The sequence below is a fragment of the Kitasatospora sp. NPDC054768 genome (assembly GCF_053612025.1).
This window is the reverse complement of the sequence record NZ_JBSHBN010000015.1, coordinates 11,088-37,418: the sequence shown is the minus strand read 5'-3', so window position 1 is coordinate 37,418 and position 26,331 is coordinate 11,088. Positions and strand designations below refer to the sequence as shown.

Below are 26,331 nucleotides of genomic sequence, written 5' to 3'. Positions count from 1 at the left end.
GCGGCGGCCGGTGACGACCGGCTGTTCGAGAGGGGACCGGTCCGGCCCCGTGCGGGGGCGGTGGAGGCTCCCCGGCTTCGGGAGGGGTGTCGGAGCCCTCTGGCATCCTTCGCCCCATGCCGTACGACGCCGCCCTCCAGCTCGTCCAGACGACCGACCCGCACGACGTCACCGCCGAACTCCGGCAGCAGCTGATCGACTGCTGGATCGCGGTCACCAACAGCGGCGGCGCCGCGGGATTCCCCTTCCCTCCGGTGGGGCGCGACGACGTCACGCCCGCCGCGGACGGGCTCCTCGCCCGCCTCGACCCGCAGCGGAGTCGGCTCCTCACCGCCCGGGTCGACGGCGTCCTGGCCGGATGGGTCGTCCTCAACCGCGACCCCTACCGGCTCGTCGGGCACTGGGGCACCGTCCACCACCTCCAGACCCACCCGGCCTTCCGCGGCCGCGGAATCGGATCCGCCCTCGTCCGCGAGCTCCGGAGGATCGCCCGCGACGAGCTCGGCCTGGAACAGCTGCGCCTGGCGGCGCGCGGCGGCGAGGGCCTGGAGGACTTCTACGGGCGGCTCGGCTGGCGCGAGATCGGACGCTGGCCCGAAGCCCTCCGGCTCGCTCCCCACGACACCCGCGACGAGGTCCTGATGATCCTTGCGCCGCTGTGATCGCCGGGGCGTCCGGGCGGTTCCCGTTGCCCGTTCCGGCGTCCCCGGGCCCGGTGGAAATCGGTTCCGGCGTTCTCCTGGTGGGCAGGTCATAAGTGGAGTTTTGACATTCCGCTTAACTTCCTACAGTCTTCTCGGCATGTCTGACCGTCACCCGATCGAGTGCGCCGCCATCGAGCTGGCGCTGATCGGCGTGGCCGCGCACTGCGTTTCCGACAATCTCTGTCGCTGAATCCGCCTGCCCCGACGCGTTGTGCGGTGATCGCCGCATCGGGGCGTCGCCCCTCCCTGCGGGCGCGGTGCCGCTCACTCTTCTCGAAGCCTCACTGTCGCCCGCCTTCCTCCGTACACCATCGGTAGCGAAAGGCTCCCTTTCCGATGTCTCGAACCACCTTCACCCCTCGCCGCCTCGCCACGGCGACCGTCACCGTCGCGCTCGTCGTCGGACTGGCGGCGTGCGGACCGAAGGCCGACGGCGGTGGTGGCACCGGCAAGGACGCCGCGCCGCAGCAGGGCGGCACCCTCACCGTCCTCAACCAGAACCCGCAGGACCAGTTCGATCCCGCACGGCTCTACACCTCCGGCGGCGGCAACGTCCCCTCGCTCGTCTTCCGCACCCTCACCACCCGCAACCGGGCCGACGGCGCGGCCGGCACCAAGGTGGTCCCGGACCTCGCCACCGACACCGGCACCCCCTCCGAGGGCGCCACCGTCTGGACGTACCACCTCAAGGACGGCCTGAAGTTCGAGGACGGCTCGCCGATCACCACCGCCGATATCAAGTACGGCATCGAAAGGTCATTCGCCCCCGAACTCTCCGGTGGCGCACCGTTCCTGAGGGACTGGCTGGTCGGCGCCGCCGACTACCAGGGCCCGTACAAGGACGGCCGCACCCTGGACGCCATCGAGACGCCGGACGAGAAGACCATCGTCTTCCGCCTCAACAAGCCCGAGGGCGACTTCCCGTACCTGGCCACCCAGACGCAGTTCGCACCCGTCCCGAAGGCCAAGGACACCGGGACGAAGTACCAGGACCACCCCGTCTCCTCCGGCCCCTACCAGGTGGTCAAGAACGAGAACGACGGCGCGCACCTCGTCCTCAAGCGCAACCCCAACTGGTCGGCGGCGACGGACGACCAGCGCAAGGCGTACCCCGACACCGTCGACGTGCAGTCCGGTCTCGACCCGGCGGTGATCAACCAGCGGCTCTCCGCCGGCACCGGCGCCGACGCGGCCGCCGTCACCACCGACACCAACCTCGGCCCCTCCGAACTCGCCCAGGTGAAGGACGACAAGGCCCTCGCCGCACGCGTCGGCACCGGCCACTTCGGCTACGTCAACTACCTGGCGTTCAACCCCAAGGTCAAGCCCTTCGACAACCCCAAGGTCCGGCAGGCCGTCGCCTACGCGGTCAACCGCACCTCGGTCGTCAACGCCGCCGGAGGCTCCTCGCTCGCCGAGGCCGCCACCACCTACCTGCCCACCCAGGAGACCTTCGGGTACACCCCCTACGACCCGTTCCCGGCCGGTGCCACCGGAAACCCGGAGAAGGCCAAGGAGCTGCTGAAGGAGGCCGGTTACCCGGACGGCCTGACCATCACGCTCACCCACTCCAGCGCCGTGGGCAAGGGCTACGGCCCGGACCTGGCCACCGCCGTCCAGGACGGCCTGAAGGCCGCCGGGATCACCGTCCAGCTGGAGGCCCTGGACTCCACCAGGTACTCCAAGACGATCCACACCGTCAGCACCGAGCCCGGCCTCTTCCTCTCCGGATGGGGCGCCGACTGGCCGTCCGGCGGCCCGTTCCTCGCGCCCATCTTCGACGGCCGGCAGATCGTCACCGACGGCTACAACTTCAACTCCGCGCAGCTGGACGACCCGTCGGTGAACGACGAGATCGACCAGATCAACAAGATCACCGACCACGCCGAGGCCGCCAAGCGCTGGGGCGCCCTGGACCAGCGCATCGGCGACCAGGCCCTCACCGTCCCGCTGTTCCACCCCGTCTACAAGCGGCTGTCCGGCAAGGACGTCCGCACCATCGTCATCAGCGACTGGACCGGCGTGCTCGACATCTCCCAGGTCGCGGTCAAGTAGCGGTCGGGAACGGACGGATCGGTCAGACAACCATGGCTCCACAGGAACCCAGCGCCGGGGAGGCCCGCGCGGCCTCCCCGGCCGCCGGGGGCCGGCAGGTGTGGCGGCGGCTGCTCGCGCGGCGCGCCGCCCTCGCCGCCGGCCTCGTCATCGTCCTGCTCGCCCTCGTCGCGGCGGCGGCACCGCTGCTCAGCGCGCTCGAAGGCCAGGACCCCACCAGCTACCACAACGACCTGCTCGACTCGGCGGCCGGCGGGGTGCCCACCGGCTCCTTCGGCGGCGTCAGCGCCGAGCACTGGCTGGGCGTCGAACCGGGCACCGGGCGCGACGTGTTCGCCCGGCTCGTCCACGGCGCCCGGATCTCGCTGCTCGTCGCCGTCGGCGCCACCCTCGTCCAGGTCGCGATCGGCGTCCTGCTCGGCCTCACCGCCGGCCTCGGCAACCGGCTGCTCGACCAGCTGATCGGCAACACCACCGAGGTGATGCTCGCGCTGCCCTCGCTGGTCTTCGCCATCTCGCTGATGGCGGTCGTGCCCTCCGGATTCCCCCGCCCGCTCCTGCTGACCCTGGTCATCGGGCTGCTGGGCTGGGCCGGCACCTCGCGGATCGTCCGGGCGCAGACACTCAGCCTCCGGCAGCTCGACTACGTCGCCGCGGCCCGGCTCGCCGGCGCCACCCGGTGGCGCATCGCCCGCCGGGAACTGCTGCCCTCCCTGGCGGCGCCGGTCATCACCTACGCGGCGGTGCTGCTCCCGTCCAATGTGATCGCCGAGGCCGGGCTCTCCTTCCTCGGCGTGGGCGTCAAGCCGCCGACCTCCTCCTGGGGCCAGATGCTCTCCGGCGCGACCACCTGGTTCCGCGCGGACCCGACGTACGTACTGCTGCCGTCGGCGCTGCTGTTCGTCACCGTGCTCGCCTTCACCGTGCTCGGCGACGCCGTCCGCACCGAGCTCGACCCCCGCGCGGCCTCCCGGCTGCGGGTCGGCACGGCGCGGGGCGGCGCCGGTGCGGCGAGCGGCGGCTCTTCGAGTGGCGGTCTGTCGACTGCCGGTTCTTCGAGCGGCGCCGAGGAGGCCACCGCATGACCCGCTTCCTGCTCCGCAAGGCCGTCGGCATGCTCGGCGTCCTGCTCGCCCTCTCCCTGATCGTCTACGCGGTCTTCTACATCGCCCCCGGCGACCCCGCCCAGCTGGCCTGCGGCGAGAAGTGCAGCCCCGCCCAGGTCGCCCAGGTGCGCGAACGGCTCGGCCTCGACGCCCCCGTCCACCTGCAGTACGCCCACTTCCTCCAGGGCATCGTCGCCGGCCGCGACTTCAGCGCCGGCACGGGCCTGCTGCACTGCCCGGCGCCCTGCCTGGGCGTCTCCTACCGCAGCGGCGAGCAGGTCACCGACATGATCACCGCCCGGCTGCCGGTCACGGCCTCGCTCGCGCTCGGCGCGATGGTGCTCTGGCTCATCCTCGGGGTCGGCACCGGGCTGGTCTCCGCGCTGCGCCGGGGCCGGCTCAGCGAGCGCCTGCTGACCGGCCTGACCCTGGCCGGCAGCTCGATCCCGGTGTTCATCATCGGCCTGGTGCTGCTCATCGTCCTGTGCGCCCAGCTCCAGTGGCTGCCGTTCCCGAGCTACGTACCGCTCACCGACGACCCCCAGCAGTGGTTCTGGGGCCTGCTGCTGCCCTGGGTCTCGCTCGCCCTGATCGAGTCCGCCAAGTACGCCCGGCTGACCCGCTCGTCCATGCTGGAGGCCCTCGCCGACGACCACATCCGGACCTTCCGGGCGTACGGCGTCAGCGAGCGGCGCCTGGTGACCCGGCACGCGCTGCGCGGCGCGCTCACCCCGGTGATCGCGCTCACCGCCATCGACCTCGGGACGATGTTCGGGTCCGCCGTGCTGACCGAGTCGCTCTTCGGCCTCCCGGGGCTCGGCAAACTGCTGGTCACCTCGGTCGGCCTGATCGACCTGCCGACCGTCGTCGGCCTCACCCTCGTCACCGGGTTCTGCGTGGTCCTCGCCAACGTCATCGCGGACGTGCTCTACGCGGTGTCCGACCGAAGGGTGGTCCTGACGTGAGCGTCGAACCGCTGGGCGCCGAGCGCCTGGTCGCAAAGTCTCCGGGGGCCGAGTCACGGGGTGTCGAGTCACGGGGTGCCGAACCCCTGGTCGACGTCCGGGACCTGGTCGTCGACTTCCCGGTCGGCGGCGGCCACGTGCGCGCCGTCGACGGCGTGGGCTTCACCCTGGAGGCCGGACAGGCACTCGGCATCGTCGGCGAGTCCGGCTCCGGCAAGAGCACCGTCGCCTACGGACTGCTCGGCCTGCACCGCGGGACCGGAGCCCGGATCGGCGGCACCGTCCGGGTCGCCGGCGTGGACGCCGTCACCGCCGAGGGCGCGGAACTCCGGCGCCTGCGCGGCGGACTGGCCGCCATGGTGTTCCAGGACCCGCTCTCCGCGCTCGACCCGTACTACGCGGTGGGCGACCAGATCGCCGAGGTCGTCCGGGTCCACCGGGACGTCTCCCGCCGGGACGCCAGGGCCCGGGCCGTCGAGGTGCTCGACCGCGTCGGCATCGCCGACGCGGCCCGCCGCTCGCGCTCGCGTCCGCACGAGTTCAGCGGCGGCATGCGCCAGCGGGTGCTGATCGCGATGGCCCTGGCCTGCGAGCCGCGGCTGCTGGTCGCCGACGAGCCGACGACCGCGCTGGACGTCACCGTCCAGGCCCAGATCCTCGACCTGCTCCACGAGTTGCGCGCGGAGACCGGGGCCGGGCTGGTCCTGGTCACCCACGACCTGGGCGTGGTCGCCGGGAGCGTCGACCGGGTGCTGGTGATGAAGGACGGCCGGGCGGTGGAACACGGCCCGGTCACCGAGGTGCTGGGCGCTCCGCGTGAGCCGTACACCCGCGCGCTGCTGTCGGCGGTGCCCCGGGTCGACGCACCCGGCGCTCCGGACGTCCCGACCGCGTTGACCGTTCCGACTGGGCCGACCCGACCGGCCGAGCCGGCCGGGGGAGAGGTCCTGCTCGAAGCCACCGACCTGCGCCGGGAGTTCGCCACCCGGGGCGGCCTCATCCGGCGCGCCGCCCCCGTCACCGCCGTGGACGGCGTCTCGCTCACCGTACGGGCCGGCGAGACCCTGGGCATCGTCGGCGAGTCCGGCTCCGGAAAGACCACGCTCGGGCGGATGCTCGTCCGGCTGCTGGAACCGACCGGCGGCCGGCTCCACTACCGCGGCCGCGACATCGGCGCGCTCGGGGAGAAGGAACTGCGCCCGCTCCGGCGGGAACTGCAGATGGTCTTCCAGGACCCGGTGTCCTCGCTCAACCCGCGCCGCTCCATCGGGGAGTCCGTCGCCGACCCGCTGCGCATCGCCGGCGAGAGCGACGAGCGCCGCATCCGCGTCCGGGTCGGCGAACTCCTCGAACGCGTGGGGCTCGACCCCGACTGGTACCACCGCTATCCGCACGAGTTCTCCGGCGGGCAGCGGCAGCGGGTCGGCATCGCCCGGGCGCTCGCGCCCCAGCCGCGACTGATCGTCTGCGACGAACCGGTCTCCGCGCTGGACGTCACCACGCAGGCCCAAGTGGTTGAGCTGCTAGGCGAGTTGCAGCGCGACCTCGGCCTCGCGCTGGTCTTCATCGCCCACGACCTCGCCGTGGTCCGGCAGGTCAGCGACCGGGTCGCCGTGATGCGGGCCGGACGGATCGTGGAGCAGGGCGAAGCCGACGCCGTGTACGACTCGCCCCAGCACGCCTACACCAAGGGCCTGCTGGCCGCCGTACCCGTGCTCGACCCGGTCGAGGCGACCGCCCGACGTCACGCCCGACTGGCGACCGCCGGCGTCTGACCGACCCCCGGCACCGGACCGGCCCGCACCCCACGGGGTGCGGGCCGGCCGCGTTGCCGGAGCACTCGGCGCACACCACGACACCGTCCGTGCGGGTCCGGCGGGACGGACGCTCCGGCGGAACTCAGGCCCGCCGGGGCGCCGGCCGCCGTCACCTACACTGCGGCCATGACTGGCTTACTACGCCTATGGGTTGCGCGAGGAGCTTCCTCGCCCGGTGACATGCCTCGACGGTCGGGAATCATGGCAGCCGTAGCACTCGTGCTGCTGGCGGCGGATTTCGTCACCAAACAGATAGCGCTGACACATTTCTCGGGGAGCGATCCGACAGAGGCCCTCGGTGGGCTTCTGAAATTCACGCTGGTCTTCAACTCGGGTGGAGCATTCTCCATCGGCGAGGGGGAGGCATGGTTCTTCACCACGGTGAAGATCGTGGTCGTCGTCGCCATGCTGGTGGTGTCGCCCCGAATCCGCACCCCCGTCTGGGCGGTCTCCTTCGGGCTGGTCATCGCCGGGGCAGCCGGAAATCTCGTCGACCGGTTGTTCCGGGCCCCCTCCCCGTGGCAGGGACGCGTCGTGGACTGGATCCAACTGCCGCACTGGCCGGTCTTCAACCTCGCCGACTGTGGCGTGGTGTGCGGCAGCGCCCTGGTGATGTGGGCCTCGGCACGAGGCATCCGCCTGAACGGCACGCTCGCGTCCGACGCGCCGGCCGAGGCGGGCGCGTCGGAGCGGACTGCCGAGAGGAGGGGCCAGTAGGGCGATGGGCCTTCCGGCCGGGCAGTAACGCTGCCGTACGGGCGCGGGCCCGGCGCCGCGACGGGCCGAGCCCGGCAGGCCGGGGCGCCGGGCCCTCCTAACCGTTGCCGATGGTGAGTTGGGCGATGGTCCCGAGCTCCTCGGTGTCGTCGAGGTCGAGCAGTGAGAGGTGGGCGCCCGCCGGGTCGCCCGCGGCGAAGCTGTTCCGGTTCAGGGTCGTGACCGGGACGACCGCCTTCACGGTCGCGCCCGTGCAGCTGGGGGCGAACCGGGTGGCGCCGAGGGCACCGGAGCGCCGGTCCTCGGCGGTCACGGTCGCGGACCTGACGAAGCCGCCGGGGTCGCAGGAGTACGCGATGGTGATGTTCACCGTCGTCGAAGCACTGCCGGAGACGGTCGCGCCGTCGATCCGCACCCCGGTGCCGGCGTGCGCCGGAGCTGCGCCGAGCAGCATCCCCACGGCCAGTGCGGGGACGCCGAGCCAGGTCGCGATCCTGCCGTTCATGAGGGCCCCTTTGTTTGTCGGACGGAATGAAGGAGGCACCAAGATCGACGCGCCTGGCACCATGGTCCTCCGCCACCCGTGGAGGACGAGAAGGACGGATCACATGGCCCTTTCCTACAGCCTTGAACTGGTGACCCCGTGGGCCCCGGTCCAGGTCGCCCGGAAGCTCGTCGGCGTCGCCCGGCCGATGCGGCTCTTCGCCGTCCCCGCGACCGTCGACACGCTGCTCGCAGACGGCGCGCTCACGGCGTGCGGCACCTGGATCCGGGTGACCCCGTGCAAGCCCATCCCCTGGGGAGATCCCCGGATCGGCGGCCGCGCCTTCACCCCGACCGTCTCGGTCGCCTTCCGGCTGGGCAAGGAGACCGGCATCTCCGGCCAGCAGGACGACATGATCCGGCTGGCCGACGCCCTCCTCGTGCAGGTGCCCGGTGACGCGGTTCTGCACCTCGACCAGGAGGACGTCTGGCTGGTGCGTCAGGACGGCGAGCTGACCCTCGGCGAGAGGTCCGACATCTGGCCGCCGGAGCGCCTGGCCGCCGTCTCGCGGCGCTACCGCCGTCAGACGCACGAGTTCGTCGACGAGGGATGACCGGACCGGGGCATCGCCGTTCGCCGGGACGACTCGCCCCGGCGCGCCGGAACACGGTGCGGCAGCGGGCGGGCCGGTCGGTCACCAGTCATCACCGAAGGGCCGGGTAGCGCACGAACCCAGGGCCCGGCGCGTCCGCGAGGCGCGATCGCGGCGCCCCACGGGTGTCCGGCCCCCGCGCGATCGTCTGCGGAGGGATCGGCGCCCGCCGAATCTCCACAGCCGTCCATCGCGTCAACTCGGCCTTTGTGCGGGCTGCTTGAGCTCGAACCCCTCACCGAGCACGGCAGCGTGCGCGGCGCGCCCGGACTCGCGCCGGACGCCGACGACACCGCCCTGGCCCGATTCGGCGGCTCCGCCGCCCGCCCCGCGCTGCGCCGCGCCGCCGAATGGGCGACGCTGACCCAGCACCCCGACGGCTCCTGGGGCATCTGGGGCCCCACCCCCGAGGAGATCGCCTACGGCGTCCAGATCCTGCTCGCCGCCCCGACCACCCCCACCGAGCCCCTCGCCCGCGCCCGCACCTCCCTCGGCCACCACCTGCCCGACGCCCCCGCGCATCCGCCCCTGTGGCACGACGAGACCCTCTACACCCCCACGGCCGTCGTCGAGGCCGAGGTCCTCGCCACCCTGCACACCCTCGCCACCCTCCCCTGAACAACGACGGGTCCGATCCACTGCCGGCCGGGCCGACCCGGCGTCGCCTCGCCGAAGACGGTGCCGATCACCACCATGGGTCGGCACCCGGGCCTCGGTGCGTCAGGTCGGGATCAGGGCAGGCGCCAGATCTGGTTGGCGGCGGCGGAGCAGTCCCACAGGATCAGCCCGGTGCCGGCGGGGCCGGCGCCCGAGTCGTCCAGGCACTTGTTGCTCTGCGGGTTCTTGAGGGTGCCGTCGGCCTGGGGCTGCCAGACCTGGTTTCCGGCGCCGCTCACGCAGCCGTACAGCTGGACGGGGGTGTTGTTGCCGGGGTTGGTGCCGGGGGCGGTCATGCATTTGCCGAGGGTGCGCAGGGTGCCGTCGGTGCCGACGGTCCACTGCTGGTTGGCGGCGGTGCCGCTGCAGGCCCAGACGACGATCGGGTTGCCGTCGGCGGTGCCGGCTCCGGAGTCGTCGACGCACAGGCCGTTGATGCCGGTGATGTGGCCGGTGCCGGTGGTCCTGTCCAGGCCGATCTGGACGGTGCCCAGGTGGCTGGCCGCTGTCGCCGGTGTGCCGGAGAGCCGGCTGAACGTCATGCCGGAGACCGGGACCGACACCTGCTGGACCAGGTAGGACTTGCCGGCCGTGGTCGGGATGGTGAACCGTCCGGCCCTGGTGGGGCGGACGATGAGGGTCGACTTGTCGGTGCCGTCGACGACCGACACGCTCTGGCCGGGCCAGGGGTTGCGGATGTTGATGGTGCCGGTGGAGCCGGCGTGGATGCCGACGGTGCCGATGACGCCGCCGTGGACCTGGACGGAGACGGTGCTGCCGCCGTGGATGTACTGGGTGCCGTCGGCGTCCCAGCCCTGTGGCAGGGCCGGGGCGATCCGCAGCAGGCCGTCGTAGTCCTGGACCAGGGCCTCGTTGATCGCGAGTGCGACGTTGGCGGCCTGCTCGATGTAGGGCTCGGTGCCGCCGGACTGGCCCCACAGGTTGGCCAGGCCAGTGGGATAGGTCTGGTACTTCCGGGTCAGGGCGGTCAGGTCGGCGGCGACCCGGTCGGGCAGGCCGAGGCGGGCGGCGTGGACGGCGTCGAAGCTCCAGTCGTTCTGCTGGACGTTGACCCGGCTGCTGTAGGTGCGCCGGGCCACGGGCAGCAGTGGTGAGTCGTCGCCGATCAGGCCGTAGGGCCAGACGGCTTCCAGGTCGTCGTTCTCGGTGTTGTAGACCGTCGCGGTGGGCTGCGAGGACTGGCCGAGCACGTCGGTGCCGGAGGCGTCGGCGGAGGCAGTGAGGTTCTGCCGGTGGGTCGCGGCGTCGGTGCGCGGGTAGTCGGGGATCTGCGGGATCGCGGCGTGCAGTCGGGAGATCAGTGAGGCGTCGGCGTTCAGGATCCTGGCGGCGGAGATCGTGGCGGGGAAGAGGCCCTTCATCGCGTCGATCATGTTGACCGGGTCCTGCACGTTCCACTGGTTCTCGTGGACGTTGGCCACCGCGTGCCGCTTCCCGTCGGCGCCGACCGTGGTGAAGGCCAGCAGGAACTGGGCGGACTGCTGCATGAGCGGGTAGTTCGCCGCCAGGAAGGCCTTGTCACCGGTGGTCAGGTACTGCTGCCAGACCCAGAGCCCGATTTCGGCGCCGGTGGAGACCGTGGCACCGTTCCAGGTGGTCAGTGCCTGGTCGCAGGAGGCGTCGCCGAACGGGTCGCCGTCGTTCTGGAAGCCGTTGCCGTTGAAGCGCATGGTCTCCGGCACGCAGATCCCGGGCCGGTTGCTCATGTGGGTCCTGGTCCAGGCCTGGATGTCGGCCAGGTTGGAGGTGTAGAGGTTGTAGAGGCCGGTGTTGAGGTCGAAGGCGCCGGCGCCGATGTTGGCGGCCACCTGTCCGCGGATGTTCCAGAACCAGTAGCCGGCCGGGTACCAGTTCTGGGTGTCCTGGGAGAAGTTGAAGAGGTCGGCGACTCCGGCCTGGGAGCCGGGCAGCGGCCCGCGGGACTCCTCGGCGGTGTAGAAGTAGTACAGGGTGCGCAGTTTCTCCAGGTAGGCGGCGGTCCCGTCCGCCGAGGAGAGCTTCACCAGGCCGAGCTTGCCCCAGTAGTCGTGCCACCAGGCCAGGTGTGGTGCCCGCAGGGCGTCGGCGCTCGCGGTCGCGTCCGAACCCAGCAGCGAGGCGGCGGTGGCGGCGGCGTTGCCGCCGGTCCAGTTCGGGCTGCCGACCAGGATGCGGAAGCTGCCGTCGGCGTTGGGGGTGAGGTTCACCTGCACGGTCTGTGCGTCGGTGACCGTGGCGGTGACGTCGCGCCCGTCGGCGGTGAGTGCGGCCAACGAGCCGAAGGTCCGGCCGGATCCGGTGGTGGCGTTGTTGTCGACCCAGGTCTCGGCGAGTGTCGCGATGCTGCCGGAGGCCGCTGCGGCCGGGGTGCGCCCGGACCACAGGTTGACCGTGGCGGACTGGGCGGTGTTCGGATCGGCGCCGGTCACGTCGACGACCAGCTCGTCCTTGTCGGCGCGGACGTGGATCGCCGCGCTCATCCCGCCGCCGGACTCGCGCAGCACGCCGTCGTACGGGTCGACGGTGGCGGTGAAGTCGGCTGCGCTCGTGATCCGTGACAGGCCGGGGATCTGGAGCCAGCCGGGGGACTTGCGGCCGGGCAGGGTGTCGGCGCGGTTGAGCTGGGCGGTGAAGCCGTTGGCGGCCCAGACCGCGGCGCCGAGGGTGCCGTTGCCCAGCGGAATCGACTGGGTCGCCGCGGTGTTCGGGCTGCCCAGGACGATGTTCGCCTCGCGGACGAGGCTCGCGGTGTCGACGGAGAACGCGCCGTTGGACCAGGCGGTGGTCGTGGTCGAGGAGGCGGCGGTCGCCGTGGCGGGTGACCAGGCGGCGGCGGTGGTACCAAGGGTCAGGGCGACTATCGCCCTGACCACCGGTGCACTTCGCATGTTGCGGCCCTTCAGTGGGGGTGGGGGAGCCATCAGTGGTGGTGCACGGACCGGAGTCCCGTCGTCCCGTTGTCGCGGTGGCTGCCGGTCCGGTTCTGGGGCCGTCTCGGTCAGCCCGCGGCGTGGTTGGCCCAGAGCGACGGGTCGTCGACGTTCTCCTTGGTGACCAGGGATGACGGGAGCTTGTCCTCCAGGCCGTTGGGCAGGGAGACGATGGTCGACCCGTGGTCGGTGGGCCCGGGTCGGAAGGTCTTGCCCTCGGCGGCGGACTTGGCGTAGTACAGGGCGTACTTGGCGTAGAGGTCGGCGGGCTGGGAGACGGTCGCGTCGATGTCGCCCTTGCGGATCGCATCGAGCTCGGCGGGGATGCCGTCGTTGGAGACGATGGCGATGTGGCCGCTCTGGCCGGCGGGCTTGAGCAGGCCCTTCTGCTGGAGCAGGGCGAGGGTGGGTTGGAGGAAGACACCGCCGGCCTGCAGGTAGATGCCGTTCAGGTCCGGGTTGGCGGCAAGGGTGGACTGGAGCTTGGCGGAGGCGATGTCGCCCTTCCACTCGGTGGCCAGCGCGATCACCTGGATGCCGGGGAAGTTGCGTTTCATGCAGGCGGCGAATCCCTCGGAGCGTTCGTATCCGTTGATGGAACTCAGTGCGCCCTGGAGCTCGGCCACCTTGCCCTTGCCGCCGAGTTGCTTGCCGAGGAACTCGCAGGCCTTGGCGCCGTACGAGCGGTTGTCGGCGCGTACCACCATGTAGACGTTGCCGTGCTCCGGTTCGGTGTCCACGCTGATCGCGTGGACGTTCGCACGGAACAGGTCGGAGAGTGTCAAGTCGGTGGCCATGGTGTTCTGCGGCGCCATGACGATGGACTTGGGATGCCGGGCGGCCAGCTTGTGGATGTTGGCGGTGAACGTCGCCTCGTCGCCGTCCGAATGGGTCGGGGGCAGCACACGCAGATGCTGGTCGTCGATCTCCTGCTGGAGGTACTTCGCGTACGCCTTCCAGAAGTCGGAGTCGGCGCGGGGGATGTCGATGCCGATCCGCGGGCGGGAGTCGCCGGCGTCGTCGGTGACCCCGCAGGCGGTGAGGCAGCCGGCGAGCAACACGGCGACGGAGCCGGTGCGGGTGGTCCGGATGGTTACGCTCTTCATGTGTGAGACCGTCCTGGGCGGTGGGTGTCGTGCGCATTGGCGGGGGAAAGGATGTGCGGGACCCGGCACGTCCGTCAGGCGACGGTGCCGAGGCCCAGGGAGCCGGTGCCGGCGGCCAGCCAGTCCTCGACGGCGGCGACGTGCACGGTGCTGGCACTGGCGGCCAGGACGGCGTCGCGGTCGACCAGCGCCTGCCAGATGGCCTCGTGTTCGCGGTGGGCCTGCTCGCGGGCGGTGGTGCGGGTACCGCGCACGATGCGCAGCCGCTGGGTGTGGGTGGAGAGGATGCCGAGCAGGGTGGACAGCACCGGGTTGCCGACGGCATCGGCGATGGTGCGGTGGAAGTCGATGTCCAGCTCGATGAACTCCTCGATGCCGGCGGCCGCGGCGCTCCGGTCGAGGACGGCCCGCAGCGTTCGCAGGTGTCCGTCGGTGAGCAGGCCGGCGGCGAGGGCGGTGGCCTGTGGCTCCAGCAGGCGCCGTACCTGGAGGAGTTGCCGGGCCGTGTGCCCGTGGGAGACGTCGGCGGCGAAGGCCATGGCTTCCAGCAGGAGGTGGGGTTCCAGGCCGGATACGTACGTGCCGTCGCCCTGCCTGGGGACGAGGATCCGCATCGCGGTGAGCGCCCGGACGGCCTCGCGCAGCGAGTTGCGCGACAGCCCGAGCTGGTCGGCGAGATCGGCTTCGTTGGGGAGTCTCGCGCCGGGAGGCAGGGCACCGGAGACGATCATCTCCTTGATCCTCTCGATGGCCTGGTCGGTCACCGCCATGGGTGTTCGCCTCCTGCGTGCGGGCATGGGAGTGGTGGTCGGTCGAGAGGCGGGGAAGGGGAGCCCGAAGCGGCGCGACCGGTTACCCGCCGGGCTGGTCGCGCCGCTTCGGCGGCTCTCAGGCGGTGGGACCCGTCACTCCTGCTTCTCGCCCGAGGCGAAGCGGGAGATGATCAGCGCGACGATGATGATCGCGCCGTTGAGGAACTGGTTCCACAGCGGTGGCACGCCCGCGAGGGTCATGACGTTGACCACGAGCTGGAGGGTCAGCACACCGGTCAGGGCGCCGAAGAGGGTGCCGCGGCCGCCGTTGAGGCTGACGCCGCCGATGACGGTGGCGGCGAAGACCTGGAAGATCCACCCGTTGCCCTGGTCGGCGGAGATGGAGCCGTAGTGGCCGGTGTAGAGGACACCGGCGAAGGCCGCCAGCAGGCCGCCGAGGATCAGCACGATCCAGGTGATCCGGTCGACCCGGATGCCCGCGGCGCGGGCGGCCTCGGGGTTGCCGCCGATGGCGTACAGGGCGCGGCCGTGGCGCAGCCAGGCGAGGGCGCCGCCGCCGGCCAGGAAGAGCAGGGCGCAGATCCAGATCGCCGCCGGGACGCCGAGCCAGCTGGTGCTGCCGAGGTAGGTGAAGGAACCGGGCAGGTTGACGATCGACTGGCCCTGGGAGATCGCGACCTGGAGGCCGCGGAGCAGGGTGAGCGCGCCGAGGGTGACGATGAAGCCGTTGAGGCGCAGCTTGAGGATCAGGAAGCCGTTGATCGCCCCGATGAGCGCGCCGACGGCCAGGCACAGCGGGATGGCCGTCCAGGAGGGGAAGAGCCCGAGGCCGTTGAAACGGGCGCCGTGGTCGGGCAGGACCAGCCAGACGGCGATGACGGGGGCCACGCCGATGGTGGATTCCAGGGACAGGTCCATCCGGCCGACGATCAGGATCAGCGCCTCGGCCAGGACCAGCAGGCTCAGTTCGGTGGCCTGCTGACCGACGCCCAGGAGGTTGTCGGAGGTGAGGAAGGCGGGCGAGACGGCGAAACCGATGACGCCCAGGACGAGCAGGACCGGTACGAGCGACAGGTCGCGGTAGCGCGCGAGGTCGAAGCGCCGGCCGACCGGCGTGGCGGGGGCGGTGGCCGCGAGCGGGCGTACCTCAGTGGTGGGAGACATCGCGTTCCTTCGTGTCGGTCCGGCCGGGCATGCCCTCCATGGCTGCGACCAGCTGTTCATCGCTCCAGCCGTGCTCGAACTCGGCGACGACGCGGCCGTGGAACATGGCCACGACGCGGTCGCAGACCCGCAGGTCGTCGAGTTCGTCGGACACGATCAGAGCGCTCTTCCCGGCGTCGGCGACCTCGCGAAGGGTGCCGAGCAGGGACTCCTTCGACTTGACGTCGACGCCGTTGGTGGGCCGGATGGCCACCAGGACGTGCGGCTCGGTGGCCAGCGCCCGGGCGATGACCACCTTCTGCTGGTTTCCACCCGACAGGGCGGACACCGGGGCCGAGGGGCCGGGCGTCTTGATGTCGAGGTCGCCGATCATCCGCTCGGCGAAGGCCCGGGTGCGCGAGGGCAGCACCGTGCCGAACGGCCCGAGCTGGTCGGTGACGGTCAGGGTGGCGTTCTCGGCGACGCTGCGCTGCGGGATGAGGCCCTGGATGTGCCGGTCCTCGGGCACGAATCCGATGCCGGCCGCGAGAGCGGCGGGAACGCGCCCGGTGCGCACCGGGCGGCCCGCGACGGTGATCGTGCCGGCCTGCGGGCGGTGCAGGCCGGCGATGGTCTCGCCGAGCCGGACGTTGCCGCTGGCGGCCGCCCCGGCCAGGCCCACGACCTCGCCGGCCCGCGCGGTCAGGGAGAAGGCCTGGTAGGCGCCGGCCAGGCTGAGGCCGGAGACCTCCAGCAGTGGGGCGCCGTCGGTGCGCGTGCGGCTCGTCACCGACCAGGCGGGCTCGCTGCCCCGGGCGCTCTCGCCGGTCATCGCCTCCACCAGGGCCTGCTGGTCGAGTTCGGCGACCGGCGCGGTGATGATGTGCCGGGCGTCGCGGTAGACCGTGACGGTGGTGCAGAGGTCGTAGACCTCCTGCAGGTGGTGGGAGATGAACAGGAAGGCGACGCCCTGTTCCTGTAGCGAGCGCAGCTTGTCGAAGAGCCGCTCGATGCCGCGTGCGTCGAGCTTCGCGGTGGGCTCGTCCAGGATGATGAAGCGGGCCCCGAAGGACAGCGCCCGGGCGATCTCGACGAACTGGCGCTGTTCGACGCTCAGGTCCTCGGCGCGCGCGGTCGGGTCGACGTCCACGCCGTACTCGGCGAGCAGCTCGGTGGCGCGGCCGCGCAGCCGCTTCCAGCTGATCGGGCGCAGGGCGCCGGTGCTCTGCCTGTCCACGAAGAGGTTCTCGGCGACGGTCAGCGCGGGGATGATGGTGGAGCGCTGGTAGACGCAGGCGACCCGGGAGCGCCAGGCGTCGGCGTCGCCGGGGGCGGGAGCCGGCTCGCCGTTGAAGCGCAGGGTGCCCGTGTCGGGGTTCTGCAGGCCGGTGAGGATCGACACGAGCGTGGACTTGCCCGCGCCGTTGCGGCCGACCAGGGCGTGCGACTCGCCGGGCGCGACCGAGATGCGGGCGTCGCTGAGGGCGACGGTGGCGCCGAAGCGCTTGCTGATCCCGTCGGCCTCGACGACGGGGCCCCGGACGGGGCTGGGGTCCGCCATGGCGGGGGTGTCCTTTCCGCAGGATCCGAGAACGGCGGCGCCGAGAGGGGAGCCCGGACCGCCGCTCACGTGGGGTCGGTGGGGCTACTTGCCTACGCCGTTGCCCCAGAGGGACTTGTCGTCGACGTTCTCCTTGGTGACCAGGGGAGCGGGGAGCTGGTCCTCCAAACCGTTGGGCAGGGAGACGATGGTCGACTGGTGGTCGGTGGCACCGGGTTGGAAGGTCTTGCCCTCGGCCGCGGCCTGCGCGTAGAACAGCGCGTACTTGGCGTAGAGGTCGGCGGGCTGGGAGACGGTCGCGTCGATGTCGCCCTTGCGGATCGCGTCGAACTCCTGCGGGATGCCGTCGTTGGAGACGATGGCGATGTGGCCGGGCTTGCCGGCGGGCTTGAGCAGGCCCTTCTGCTGGAGCAGGGCGAGGGTGGGCTGCAGGAAGACGCCGCCGGCCTGCAGGTAGACGCCGCCCAGGTCCGGGTTGGCGGCCAGGGTGGACTGGAGCTTCGCGGAGGCGACGTCGCCCTTCCAGTCGGTGGCCAGCTCGATCACCTGGATGTCGGGGAAGTTCTCCTTCATGCAGGCGGCGAAGGCCTCGGAGCGGTCGCGGCCGTTGACGGAGCTGAGCGCGCCCTGGAGTTCGGCGACCTTGCCCTTGCCGCCGAGCTGCTTGCCGAGGAACTCACAGGCCTTGGTGCCGTACGCCTTGTTGTCGGCGCGCACCACCATGTAGACGTTCCCCTTGTCGGGACGGGTGTCGACGCTGACCACGGGGATCTTCTTGGCGGACAGCTGGTCGAGGGTGGACGCGATCGCGCCGGTGTCCTGCGGGGCCATGACGACGGCCTTGGCGCCGGTGTTCTGGAAGACCTGGACGTTGGCGACCAGCTTGGTGACGTCGTTCTGCGAGTTGCTCACCGGCAGGGTGTTCAGGCCCTGGGCGGTGGCGTCCTGCTTGACGTACTGCGCATAGGAGTTCCAGAAGTCGGAGTCCGCACGCGGCAGGTCGATGCCGAGCGCCGGCTTGCCGCCGGCGGCGGAGTCCGTCGCGCTGCCGCGGTTGCAGGCCGTGGCGGCCCCCGCCAGGACGACTACGGCGGCGGCCGTGGCCGCGATTCTGGAGGAGCGAGGCTTCATGGTGCTGATCTCCTTGGCTGGGATGTCCGGGCTCCCCCGTGGGGCGTGGAGCCGGCGTGGTGGGAGGCCGAGTCGCCCGTTCCGGTGGGCGAAGCGGGCGGGGGGAGTCGGCATCCCCTCCAGCCCTCACCAGGAGGGAGGCCGGTTCCCGTTGCGGCGGCCCGTGGCAGACGGCTCCGGATCGCGCTTCCCACAGTCATCGGATGGCTTGCGGGTCACGAGGACCATACGAGCCTGACATCTGACTGACAAGAGGAAACCTCGGATGATTCTCAACCGTGACGTCCGGGTTTCCGCACCGTGTCGTGGATGAAGCGGTATTTCCACTCTGAGCTGCATATTTGACGGATGGTTAGAGAGCGTACAGCTGACGCGTCCGGCAAACATCGGAGGACTTCTTGCGAGGATGTGACTGAGGCTCGTATGGTCAGGGCGTCACGGATTCATCCGATGTGTTGGCCGGTGAAGAGGCCCGGCCCGCAGACCTATGACGGGAGTCAGGGCATGAAGCTACTGCGGATCGGACCGGCGGGAGAAGAGGTTCCGGCAGCCCTCGGTGACGACGGCCGGGTCTTCGCGCTCACGGGCCTGACCGGTGACATCGACGGAGCGTTCCTCGCCTCGGACGGGATCGACCGCGTTCGCGCCGCCCTGGCCGCCGGTGAGCTCCCTCCGATCGACGCGGCCGGCCTGCGGGTCGGGGCGCCGATCGCCCGGCCGGGCAAGGTCGTCTGCATCGGCCTCAACTACCGCGACCACGCCGAGGAGACCGGAGCCGCCATCCCCGGCCGGCCGGTGGTCTTCATGAAGGACCCCTCCACCGTGGTCGGCCCCTGCGACCGGGTGCTGATCCCGCGCGGTTCGGTGAAGACCGACTGGGAGGTCGAACTCGCGGTCGTGATCGGCCGCGAGGCCCGCTACCTGGACTCGCCCCAACAGGCCCTCGCCCATGTCGCGGGCTACGCGATCAGCAACGACGTCTCCGAACGCGAGTTCCAGCTGGAGTACTCCGGGCAGTGGGACCTCGGCAAGTCCTGCGAGACCTTCAACCCGCTCGGCCCCTGGCTGGTCACCCCGGACGAGGCCGGCGACCCGCAGACTCTGGGCCTCCGGCTGGCCGTCAACGGCGAGACCCGCCAGGACGGCAGCACCAAGAACATGATCTTCGACGTCGCCCACACCGTCTGGTACCTCAGCCAGTACATGGTGCTGCGCCCCGGAGACGTGATCAACACCGGCACCCCGGCCGGCGTGGCCCTGGGCCTGCCCGGCAACCCCTACCTGCGCGCGGGCGACACCGTCGAACTGGCCATCGACGGCCTCGGCACCCAGCGCCAGACCTTCTCCAACGCGTGAAAGGCACCACCTTGTCCGCAACCACAGCGGCGCGGATCACCGCCGTCGACACCTACGACATCCGCTTCCCCACCTCGCGGGAGCTGGACGGGTCCGACGCCATGAACCCGGACCCCGACTACTCCGCCGCCTACCTGGTGCTGCGCACCTCCGACGGCGAGCCGGAGGGCCACGGGTTCACCTTCACCATCGGCCGTGGCAACGACGTCCAGGTCGCCGCCATCGACGCGCTGCGCCCGCACATCGTCGGGCGTTCCGTCGCCGAGCTGTGCGCCGACCCCGGTTCCCTGTACCGCGACCTGATCGGTGACAGCCAGCTGCGCTGGCTCGGCCCCGAGAAGGGCGTGATGCACATGGCCATCGGGGCCGTGGTCAACGCCGTCTGGGACCTCGCCGCCAAGCGCGAGGGCAAGCCGCTGTGGCAGCTGCTCGTCGACGCCGACCCCGAATGGCTCGTCTCCCAGGTCGACTTCCGTTACATCGCCGACGCGCTGACGCCCGACGAGGCTCTCGAACTGCTGCGCAAGGGCAGACAGGGCGCACCCGCCCGGGCCGCCGAACTCGTGCGCCGCGGCTATCCCGCCTACACCACCTCGCCCGGCTGGCTCGGCTACAGCGACGAGAAGCTCACCCGCCTCGCCAAGCAGGCCGTCGCGGACGGCTTCACCCAGATCAAGCTGAAGGTCGGCGCCGACCTGGAGGACGACGTCCGCCGTTGCCGCGCCGCCCGCGCCGCCGTCGGCCCGGACATCCGGATGGCGATCGACGCCAACCAGCGCTGGAACATCGCCGAGGCGATCGAGTGGACGAACGCCCTCGCCGAGTTCGACCCGTACTGGATCGAGGAGCCCACCAGCCCGGACGACGTCCTCGGCCACGCCGCCATCCGCAAGGGTGTCCACCCGATCAGGGTCGCCACCGGCGAGCACGTGCAGAACCGCATCGTCTTCAAGCAACTGCTCCAGGCCGGCGCCCTCGACATCCTCCAGCTGGACTCGGCCCGGGTGGCCGGCGTCAACGAGAACCTCGCCATCCTGCTGCTCGCCGCCAGGTTCGGCGTCCCGGTCTGCCCGCACGCAGGCGGCGTGGGCCTGTGCGAACTGGTCCAGCACCTGTCGATGTTCGACTACGTCGCGCTCTCCGGCACCACCGAGGACCGGGTCATCGAGTACGTCGACCACCTCCACCAGCACTTCCTCGACCCCGTCGTCATCGACGCCGGCCACTACCGAGCCCCTGCCCTGCCCGGCTTCTCCGCCACCATGCACCAGGCCACCATCGACACCTACACCTACCCCGACGGCGCGTTCTGGGCAGCCGACCTGGCGGGCCACGACAAGGAGGAGCGCTCATGACCACCCGCGACCTCCAGGGACTCACCGCCCTGGTCACCGGCGGAGCCTCCGGCATCGGACTCGCCACCGCCCGCCTGCTCGGCGAACGCGGAGCGGACGTCGCCGTCCTCGACCTCGACCCGAGCAGCGTCCGCGTCCCGCTGCGCGGCTTCACCGCCGACGTCGCCGACGACCGCTCGGTCCGCGAGGCCGTTCAGGCGGCGGCCGAAGCGCTCGGCGGGATCGACATCCTGGTCAACAACGCCGGCATCGGCGCCGCCGGAACCGTCGAGGACAACCCCGACGAGCAGTGGCACCGCGTCCTGGACGTCAACGTGCTCGGCATCGTCCGCACCACCCGCGCCGCCCTGCCGCACCTGCGCCGCTCCACCCACGCCTCGGTGGTCAACACCTGCTCCATCGCCGCCACCGCCGGACTGCCCCAGCGCGCGCTGTACTCGGCGAGCAAGGGCGCCGTCCTCTCGCTCACCCTGGCCATGGCCGCCGACCACGTCCGCGACGGCATCCGGGTCAACTGCGTCAACCCCGGCACCGTCGACACCCCGTGGGTCGCCCGGCTGCTCGACGCGGCCGACGACCCGGCCGCCGAACGCGCCGCCCTGAACGCCCGCCAGCCCACCGGCCGGCTGGTCAGCGCCGAAGAGGTCGCCGCCGCCATCGCCTACCTCGCCTCCCCGGCCGCCGCCAGCGTCACCGGTACCGCGCTCGCCGTGGACGGCGGCATGGCCGGCCTGCGCCTGCGACCGGAGCCACGCCGGTGAAGCCGCGCCACAACCCGCTCGGCCGCAGCACGGCGCACGTGACCGCACTCGCGTTCGGCGCCGCCGGCATCGGAAACCTGTTCACCCCGGTCACCGAGGCGCAGGCCGAACAGGCCGTCACCGCAGCCTGGGAGTCCGGCGTACGGTACTTCGACACCGCCCCGCACTACGGCCTGGGCCTGTCGGAGCGCCGGCTCGGCGACGCCCTGCGCGAGTTCCCCCGGGACCAGTACACGATCTCCACGAAGGTCGGCCGGCTGCTGGAGCCGGCTCCCTCCGGCGACGGCGACGACCTGGCCAACGGCTTCGCCGTGCCCGCCACCCACCGCCGCGTCTGGGACTTCAGCGCCCGGGGCGTACGCCACTCCATCGAGGACAGCCTGAACCGGCTCGGCCTCGACCGGATCGACATCGCCTACCTGCACGACCCCGACGACCACGCCGAACAGGCGCTCACCGAGGCCTACCCGGAACTGGAACGCCTGCGCGCCGAAGGTGTCCTGGGGGCGATCGGCATCGGCATGAACCAGGCCGAGCTGCCCGCCCGCTTCATCCGCGAGACCGACATCGACGCCGTCCTGCTGGCCGGCCGCTACACCCTCCTCGACCAGCAGGGGCTGACCGAGCTGCTGCCCTTGGCCCAGCAGCGGGGCGTCGGCGTCGTCATCGGCGGCGTCTTCAACTCCGGCCTGCTCGCCGACCCCCGCCCCGGCGCCACCTTCGACTACACGGCCGCGCCCGACCACCTGCTGAACCGCGCGCTCGATCTCAAGGCCGTCTGCGAGCGGCACGGCGTACCGCTGCGCGCCGCCGCCCTGCGGTTCCCGTTCGGGCACCCGGCGGTGGCGAGCGTCCTGGTCGGCACCCGTAGCGCCGGTGAGGTCCGGGACGCCGCCACCATGCTCCACCACCCCGTCCCGGCGGTACTCTGGGCGGACCTCAAGGACCGCGGACTGCTGCCCGCGGACGTCCCCACGCCCGAGGTGGTGAGCTGATGCGCGTCGCCCTGTTCATCACCTGCTTCAACGACACGCTCTTCCCCGACACCGGCCGCGCGGTGGTGACCGTGCTGGAGCGACTCGGCCACCGCGTCGAGTTCCCGCGGGAACAGACCTGCTGCGGCCAGATGCACTTCAACACCGGCTACCGCCCCGACGCCCTCCCGCTGGTGGCCCGCTTCGCCCGGACCTTCGCCGACTACGACGCCGTGATCACCCCCTCCGCCTCCTGCGCCGGGATGGTCCGCGACAACCACCCCCTGCTCGCCCGCGACCACGGGAACACCGACCTCCAGCAGCAGGTCACCGAACTGGTGCCCCGGGTGTACGAGTTCACCGAGTTCCTGACCGACGTGCTCGGCGTCACGGACGTCGGCGCCCGCTTCCCGCACCGCGTCGCCTACCACCCCACCTGCCACTCCCTGCGCGGCCTTCGCCTCGGCGACCGCCCCGACCGGCTACTGCGCGCCGTCCAGGACATCGACCTCGTCGACCTCCCTGCCGCCGACTCCTGCTGCGGCTTCGGCGGCACCTTCGCCGTCAAGAACGCCGACACCTCCGCCGCGATGCTCGCCGACAAGAACGCCGCCGTCCTGGCGAGCGGCGCCGAGGTCCTGTGCGCCGCCGACAACTCCTGCCTGATGCACATCGGCGGCGGACTGTCCCGCCAGGGCGCGCCCGTGCGGACCCTGCACCTGGCCGAGATCCTCGCCGCCACCGAAGGAACCGCACGATGAGCAATCCCGGCAGCCGTGGCGTCGTCTGGCTCGGCTCGCCGTCCTTCCCCGAGGCGGCCCGCACCGCGCTTGCCGACCAGCAGCTGCGCGCCAACCTGAAGCGCGCCACCACCACCATCCGCGACAAGCGGCTCGCGGTCGCCTCCGAACTGGACGACTGGGAGCAGCTGCGTGATGCTGCCGCCGCGATCAAGAAGCGCACCTCACGTCACCTCAACCGCTATCTCGTCCAGTTGGAGGATGCCGTCACCGCTGCGGGCGGCACTGTGCACTGGGCGGGCGACGCCGCCGAGGCCAACCGCATTGTCACCGAACTCGTGCGGGCCACCGGCGAGCGCGAGGTGGTGAAGGTCAAGTCGATGGCCACGCAGGAGATCGGCCTCAACGAGGCCCTCGCCGAGGCCGGGATCACCGCCTACGAGACCGACCTCGCCGAACTCATCGTCCAACTCGGCGACGACCGGCCCTCCCACATCCTCGTCCCCGCGATCCACAAGAACCGCAGCGAGATCCGCGACCTCTTCACCGCCGAAATGGCCCGCTGGGGGCAGCCCGCACCCGACGGCCTCGGCGACGACCCGCGCGAACTCGCCGAAGCCGCCCGGCTGCACCTGCGGAGCAAGTTCCTCACCGCCAAGGTGGCCGTCTCCGGCGCCAACTTCGCCACCGCCGACACCGGCACCGTGGTCGTCGTGGAGTCCGAGGGCAACGGCCGCATGTGCCTCACCCTGCCCGAAACCCTCATCACCGTCATGGGCATCGAGAAGGTGGTCCCCACCTGGCGCGACCTGGAGGTCTTCCTCCAGCTGCTGCCGCGTTCCTCCACCGGCGAGCGGATGAACCCGTACACCTCCACCTGGACCGGCACCACCGACGACGACGGCCCGTCGCAGTTCCACCTGGTGCTGCTCGACAACGGCCGCACCGACACCCTCGCCGACGAGGTCGGACGCCAGGTCCTCGGCTGCATCCGCTGCTCGGCCTGCCTCAACGTCTGCCCCGTCTTCGAGCGCACCGGCGGCCACGCCTACGGCTCCGTCTACCCCGGACCGATCGGCGCCGTCCTCACCCCGCAGCTCGTCGGCGTGGAGAACGCCGCTTCGCTGCCGTTCGCCTCCACCCTGTGCGGGGCCTGCTACGACGCCTGCCCCGTCAAGATCGACATCCCCGAGGTGCTGGCCCACCTGAGGGCCAAGGCCGTCGAGAGCAAGCCGAAGCGGGCGGAGGCACTGGCCATGAAGGCCGCCGCCACCGTCCTCGACTCCCCGCGCCTGCTCTCCGCCGCCCAGAAGGCCGCCGCCCTCGGCGGCCGGGCCCTCGCCCGGAACGGGCGCATCGGCCGGCTGCCGGGCCCGCTGCACGGCTGGTCCGACACCCGCGACACCCCCGCACCCCCCGCCGAGTCCTTCCGCACCTGGTGGCGCAAGAACAGGGACCAAGAAGCATGAACAGCCGTCAGGCCATCCTCGCCCGTATCCGCGCCGCGCTCACCGACGTCCCCGCCGACGAACTGCCCACCGACGTCCCCGTACCCCGGACCTACCGCCGCAGCCACACCGAACCCGGCCAGGACACCGTCGCCCTGTTCGCCGAACGCGTCGCCGACTACCGCGCCACCGTCACCCTGACCACCTCCGCCGGCCTGCCCGGGGCCATCGCCGCCGCGATCACCCGGCGCGGTGCCACCCGCCTGGCGCTGCCCGGTGGCTTTCCCGTCGAGCTGCTGCCGTCCGGAGACTGGCAGTGGCACCCGGAACCGCTGGACGTCCCAACCTTGAACGCCTTGGACGGCGCCGTCACCCTCGCCGCCGCCGGCATCGCCGTCACCGGCACCATCGTCCTCGACACCGGCCCCGGCCAGGGCCGCCGCGCCCTCACCCTCGTCCCCGACTACCATCTGTGCGTCATCCACGCCGGACAGATCACCGCCGACGTCCCCGACGCCCTCGCCCGCCTCGACCCCTCGCTGCCGCTGACCTTCATCTCGGGCCCCTCCGCCACCAGCGACATCGAACTCGACCGCGTGGAAGGCGTGCACGGCCCCCGCACCCTGCACGTCGTCATCGTCGACCCCACCCGCCCGGAGCAGCCATGAGAGTCGCCCTGCACACCCGCGTCCGCGCCGACCGGATCGCCGAGTACGAGGCGGCCCACCGCGCGGTGCCCGCCGAACTCACCGCCGCCATCCGCACCGCCGGCGTCACCTCCTGGACCATCTGGCGCAGCGGCTGCGAACTGTTCCACCAGCTGGAGTGCGAGAGCTACACCCGTCTCCTCGCCGCACTGGAGCACCTCCCGGTCAACACCGCCTGGCAGGAGAAGATGGGCGAACTGCTCGACATCAGCCACGACTACTCCGACGCCGGGGCCGGCCTCCCGGTGGTGTGGGAACTGTGACCGGACCTCAGATCATCGACGCGCACCACCACGTCTGGGACCTCGACACGCGGCCGCAGCCCTGGATCACCGGAGAGGCCCTCGCTCCACTGGCCCGCTCCTTCACCGCCGCCGACCTCGCCCCCGAAGCCACGGAGGCCGGAGCGGTCGCCACGGTCGTCGTGCAGACCGTCTGCGTCCCCGAGGAAACCCCCGAACTGCTGGCCCTGGCCGACGGCAGCGACCTGATCGCCGGCGTCGTCGGGTGGACCGACCTCACCGCCCCCGACGTTGCCGAAGCGATCGCCGCCCTGCGTGAACTCCCCGGCGGAGAAAGACTGGTGGGCATCAGGCACCAGGTCCAGGAGGAACCCGACCCCGCTTGGCTGCTGCGCCCCGACGTCCAGCGCGGCCTGATCGCCGTCGCCGGCTCCGGCCTCGCCTACGACCTCGTCGTCAAACCGCACCAACTGCCCGCCGCAGCCCTCGCGGCCGCCCGGCTCACCGACCTGACGTTCGTCCTCGACCACCTCGGCAAGCCCCCGATCTCCGAGGGCACGCTCGACCCCTGGGCAGCGGACCTGCGCCGCCTGGCCGCGCTGCCCAACACCGTGTGCAAGCTCTCCGGCCTGGTCACCGAGGCCGCCCCCGGTCGGTGGCGCACGGAGGACCTCGCGCCGTACGCCGACACCGCCCTGGACGCCTTCGGCCCGCAACGCCTCCTCTTCGGCTCCGACTGGCCGGTATGCACCCTTCGGGCCGACTACGCCGAGGTCGTCCGGATCACCCGGCACCTCACGGACCGGCTCGGCGCGGGGGAGAGGGACGCGGTGTTCCGGCACAACGCGATCCGCGTGTACGGGCTCGGCGCCCCGGGTCGGCCCGCGGAGGGACGTGCCGGTCCGCCGGGACCGTAGCCGCCGCGGGCGGAGTGCGGCCCATCCGGG

25 protein-coding genes are annotated in these 26,331 nt (G+C 71.7%); 18 read left to right on the top strand and 7 right to left on the bottom strand.

What is annotated here, in order from left to right:
* The first annotated feature begins 116 nt into the window (after positions 1-116).
* The 7 genes from ACWGKU_RS06910 (at position 117) to lspA (ending at position 7,364) form a co-directional block, all read left to right on the top strand.
* A complete protein-coding gene (locus tag ACWGKU_RS06910; protein WP_401050584.1) occupies positions 117-662 on the top strand; it encodes a GNAT family N-acetyltransferase in 546 nt (181 codons plus the stop codon).
* Between the two features lie 139 nt (positions 663-801).
* On the top strand, positions 802-894 hold the full coding sequence (locus ACWGKU_RS06905; RefSeq protein ID WP_317620150.1) for an Ms4533A family Cys-rich leader peptide: 93 nt from the start codon (positions 802-804) through the stop codon (positions 892-894).
* A 146-nt stretch (positions 895-1,040) separates the two neighbouring features.
* On the top strand, positions 1,041-2,759 hold the full coding sequence (locus ACWGKU_RS06900) for an ABC transporter substrate-binding protein (RefSeq protein WP_452177514.1): 1,719 nt from the start codon (positions 1,041-1,043) through the stop codon (positions 2,757-2,759).
* A gap of 32 nt (positions 2,760-2,791) precedes the next feature.
* The gene (locus ACWGKU_RS06895; RefSeq protein WP_401050581.1) at positions 2,792-3,844 is read left to right on the top strand and encodes an ABC transporter permease; all 1,053 of its coding nucleotides are present in this window, start codon (positions 2,792-2,794) and stop codon (positions 3,842-3,844) included.
* On the top strand, positions 3,841-4,830 hold the full coding sequence (locus tag ACWGKU_RS06890; protein WP_401050579.1) for an ABC transporter permease: 990 nt from the start codon (positions 3,841-3,843) through the stop codon (positions 4,828-4,830). The genes ACWGKU_RS06895 and ACWGKU_RS06890 overlap by 4 nt, the downstream gene beginning before the upstream one ends.
* 86 nt (positions 4,831-4,916) lie before the next feature.
* Positions 4,917-6,605: an ABC transporter ATP-binding protein gene (locus tag ACWGKU_RS06885; RefSeq protein ID WP_452177552.1), complete on the top strand. Its 1,689-nt coding sequence runs from the start codon at positions 4,917-4,919 to the stop codon at positions 6,603-6,605.
* 243 nt (positions 6,606-6,848) lie between these two features.
* Positions 6,849-7,364 (top strand): signal peptidase II, encoded by a 516-nt coding sequence (lspA, locus tag ACWGKU_RS06880; protein ID WP_452177513.1) that lies wholly within the window; start codon positions 6,849-6,851, stop codon positions 7,362-7,364.
* A 97-nt stretch (positions 7,365-7,461) separates the two neighbouring features.
* Here lspA and ACWGKU_RS06875 read toward each other — a convergent pair whose 3' ends face one another.
* Entirely contained in the window at positions 7,462-7,869 is a 408-nt protein-coding gene (locus tag ACWGKU_RS06875; protein WP_401055314.1) for a hypothetical protein, read from the bottom strand.
* Positions 7,870-7,972: 103 nt separating this feature from the next.
* Here ACWGKU_RS06875 and ACWGKU_RS06870 point away from each other — a divergent pair, with 103 nt between their 5' ends.
* Positions 7,973-8,461, top strand: coding sequence for a SitI3 family protein (locus ACWGKU_RS06870; RefSeq protein ID WP_401055313.1), 489 nt, complete (start codon positions 7,973-7,975; stop codon positions 8,459-8,461).
* Positions 8,462-8,707: 246 nt separating this feature from the next.
* Positions 8,708-9,118, top strand: coding sequence for a hypothetical protein (locus tag ACWGKU_RS06865; RefSeq protein ID WP_452177512.1), 411 nt, complete (start codon positions 8,708-8,710; stop codon positions 9,116-9,118).
* A gap of 113 nt (positions 9,119-9,231) precedes the next feature.
* Here ACWGKU_RS06865 and ACWGKU_RS06860 read toward each other — a convergent pair whose 3' ends face one another.
* The 6 genes from ACWGKU_RS06860 to ACWGKU_RS06835 form a co-directional block, all read right to left on the bottom strand.
* Positions 9,232-12,045, bottom strand: coding sequence for a ricin-type beta-trefoil lectin domain protein (locus ACWGKU_RS06860; RefSeq protein WP_452177511.1), 2,814 nt, complete (start codon positions 12,043-12,045; stop codon positions 9,232-9,234).
* Between the two features lie 110 nt (positions 12,046-12,155).
* The gene (locus tag ACWGKU_RS06855) at positions 12,156-13,193 is read right to left on the bottom strand and encodes a sugar ABC transporter substrate-binding protein (RefSeq protein WP_401051535.1); all 1,038 of its coding nucleotides are present in this window, start codon (positions 13,191-13,193) and stop codon (positions 12,156-12,158) included.
* Positions 13,194-13,267: 74 nt separating this feature from the next.
* The gene (locus tag ACWGKU_RS06850) at positions 13,268-13,963 is read right to left on the bottom strand and encodes a FadR/GntR family transcriptional regulator (RefSeq protein WP_401051537.1); all 696 of its coding nucleotides are present in this window, start codon (positions 13,961-13,963) and stop codon (positions 13,268-13,270) included.
* A 135-nt stretch (positions 13,964-14,098) separates the two neighbouring features.
* A complete protein-coding gene (locus ACWGKU_RS06845; RefSeq protein WP_452177510.1) occupies positions 14,099-15,130 on the bottom strand; it encodes an ABC transporter permease in 1,032 nt (343 codons plus the stop codon).
* Positions 15,114-16,670, bottom strand: coding sequence for a sugar ABC transporter ATP-binding protein (locus tag ACWGKU_RS06840; protein WP_401051542.1), 1,557 nt, complete (start codon positions 16,668-16,670; stop codon positions 15,114-15,116). The genes ACWGKU_RS06845 and ACWGKU_RS06840 overlap by 17 nt, the downstream gene beginning before the upstream one ends.
* A gap of 84 nt (positions 16,671-16,754) precedes the next feature.
* Positions 16,755-17,801 carry a sugar ABC transporter substrate-binding protein gene (locus ACWGKU_RS06835; RefSeq protein ID WP_452177509.1) on the bottom strand — a complete coding sequence of 349 codons (1,047 nt, stop codon included), beginning with the start codon at positions 17,799-17,801 and terminating at the stop codon, positions 16,755-16,757.
* Positions 17,802-18,305: 504 nt separating this feature from the next.
* Between ACWGKU_RS06835 and ACWGKU_RS06830 the strand changes: the two genes are divergently transcribed.
* From ACWGKU_RS06830 to ACWGKU_RS06790, 9 genes are read left to right on the top strand one after another with little or no spacing between them, the layout of a single operon-like run.
* Positions 18,306-19,157 carry a fumarylacetoacetate hydrolase family protein gene (locus ACWGKU_RS06830; protein WP_452177508.1) on the top strand — a complete coding sequence of 284 codons (852 nt, stop codon included), beginning with the start codon at positions 18,306-18,308 and terminating at the stop codon, positions 19,155-19,157.
* Positions 19,158-19,168: 11 nt separating this feature from the next.
* Complete coding sequence (locus tag ACWGKU_RS06825; protein WP_452177507.1) at positions 19,169-20,512, top strand: L-fuconate dehydratase; 1,344 nt, start codon at positions 19,169-19,171, stop codon at positions 20,510-20,512.
* Complete coding sequence (locus ACWGKU_RS06820; protein WP_452177506.1) at positions 20,509-21,273, top strand: SDR family NAD(P)-dependent oxidoreductase; 765 nt, start codon at positions 20,509-20,511, stop codon at positions 21,271-21,273. The genes ACWGKU_RS06825 and ACWGKU_RS06820 overlap by 4 nt, the downstream gene beginning before the upstream one ends.
* Positions 21,270-22,268, top strand: coding sequence for an aldo/keto reductase (locus tag ACWGKU_RS06815; RefSeq protein ID WP_452177505.1), 999 nt, complete (start codon positions 21,270-21,272; stop codon positions 22,266-22,268). The genes ACWGKU_RS06820 and ACWGKU_RS06815 overlap by 4 nt, the downstream gene beginning before the upstream one ends.
* Positions 22,268-23,008, top strand: coding sequence for a (Fe-S)-binding protein (locus tag ACWGKU_RS06810; RefSeq protein WP_452177504.1), 741 nt, complete (start codon positions 22,268-22,270; stop codon positions 23,006-23,008). The genes ACWGKU_RS06815 and ACWGKU_RS06810 overlap by 1 nt, the downstream gene beginning before the upstream one ends.
* Complete coding sequence (locus ACWGKU_RS06805) at positions 23,005-24,456, top strand: LutB/LldF family L-lactate oxidation iron-sulfur protein (protein WP_452177503.1); 1,452 nt, start codon at positions 23,005-23,007, stop codon at positions 24,454-24,456. Before ACWGKU_RS06810 ends, ACWGKU_RS06805 begins: the two co-directional genes overlap by 4 nt.
* Positions 24,453-25,103 (top strand): LutC/YkgG family protein, encoded by a 651-nt coding sequence (locus tag ACWGKU_RS06800; RefSeq protein ID WP_452177502.1) that lies wholly within the window; start codon positions 24,453-24,455, stop codon positions 25,101-25,103. The genes ACWGKU_RS06805 and ACWGKU_RS06800 overlap by 4 nt, the downstream gene beginning before the upstream one ends.
* Positions 25,100-25,405: an L-rhamnose mutarotase gene (locus ACWGKU_RS06795; protein ID WP_452177501.1), complete on the top strand. Its 306-nt coding sequence runs from the start codon at positions 25,100-25,102 to the stop codon at positions 25,403-25,405. The genes ACWGKU_RS06800 and ACWGKU_RS06795 overlap by 4 nt, the downstream gene beginning before the upstream one ends.
* Complete coding sequence (locus tag ACWGKU_RS06790; protein ID WP_452177500.1) at positions 25,402-26,301, top strand: amidohydrolase family protein; 900 nt, start codon at positions 25,402-25,404, stop codon at positions 26,299-26,301. Before ACWGKU_RS06795 ends, ACWGKU_RS06790 begins: the two co-directional genes overlap by 4 nt.
* Positions 26,302-26,331: the final 30 nt, after the last annotated feature.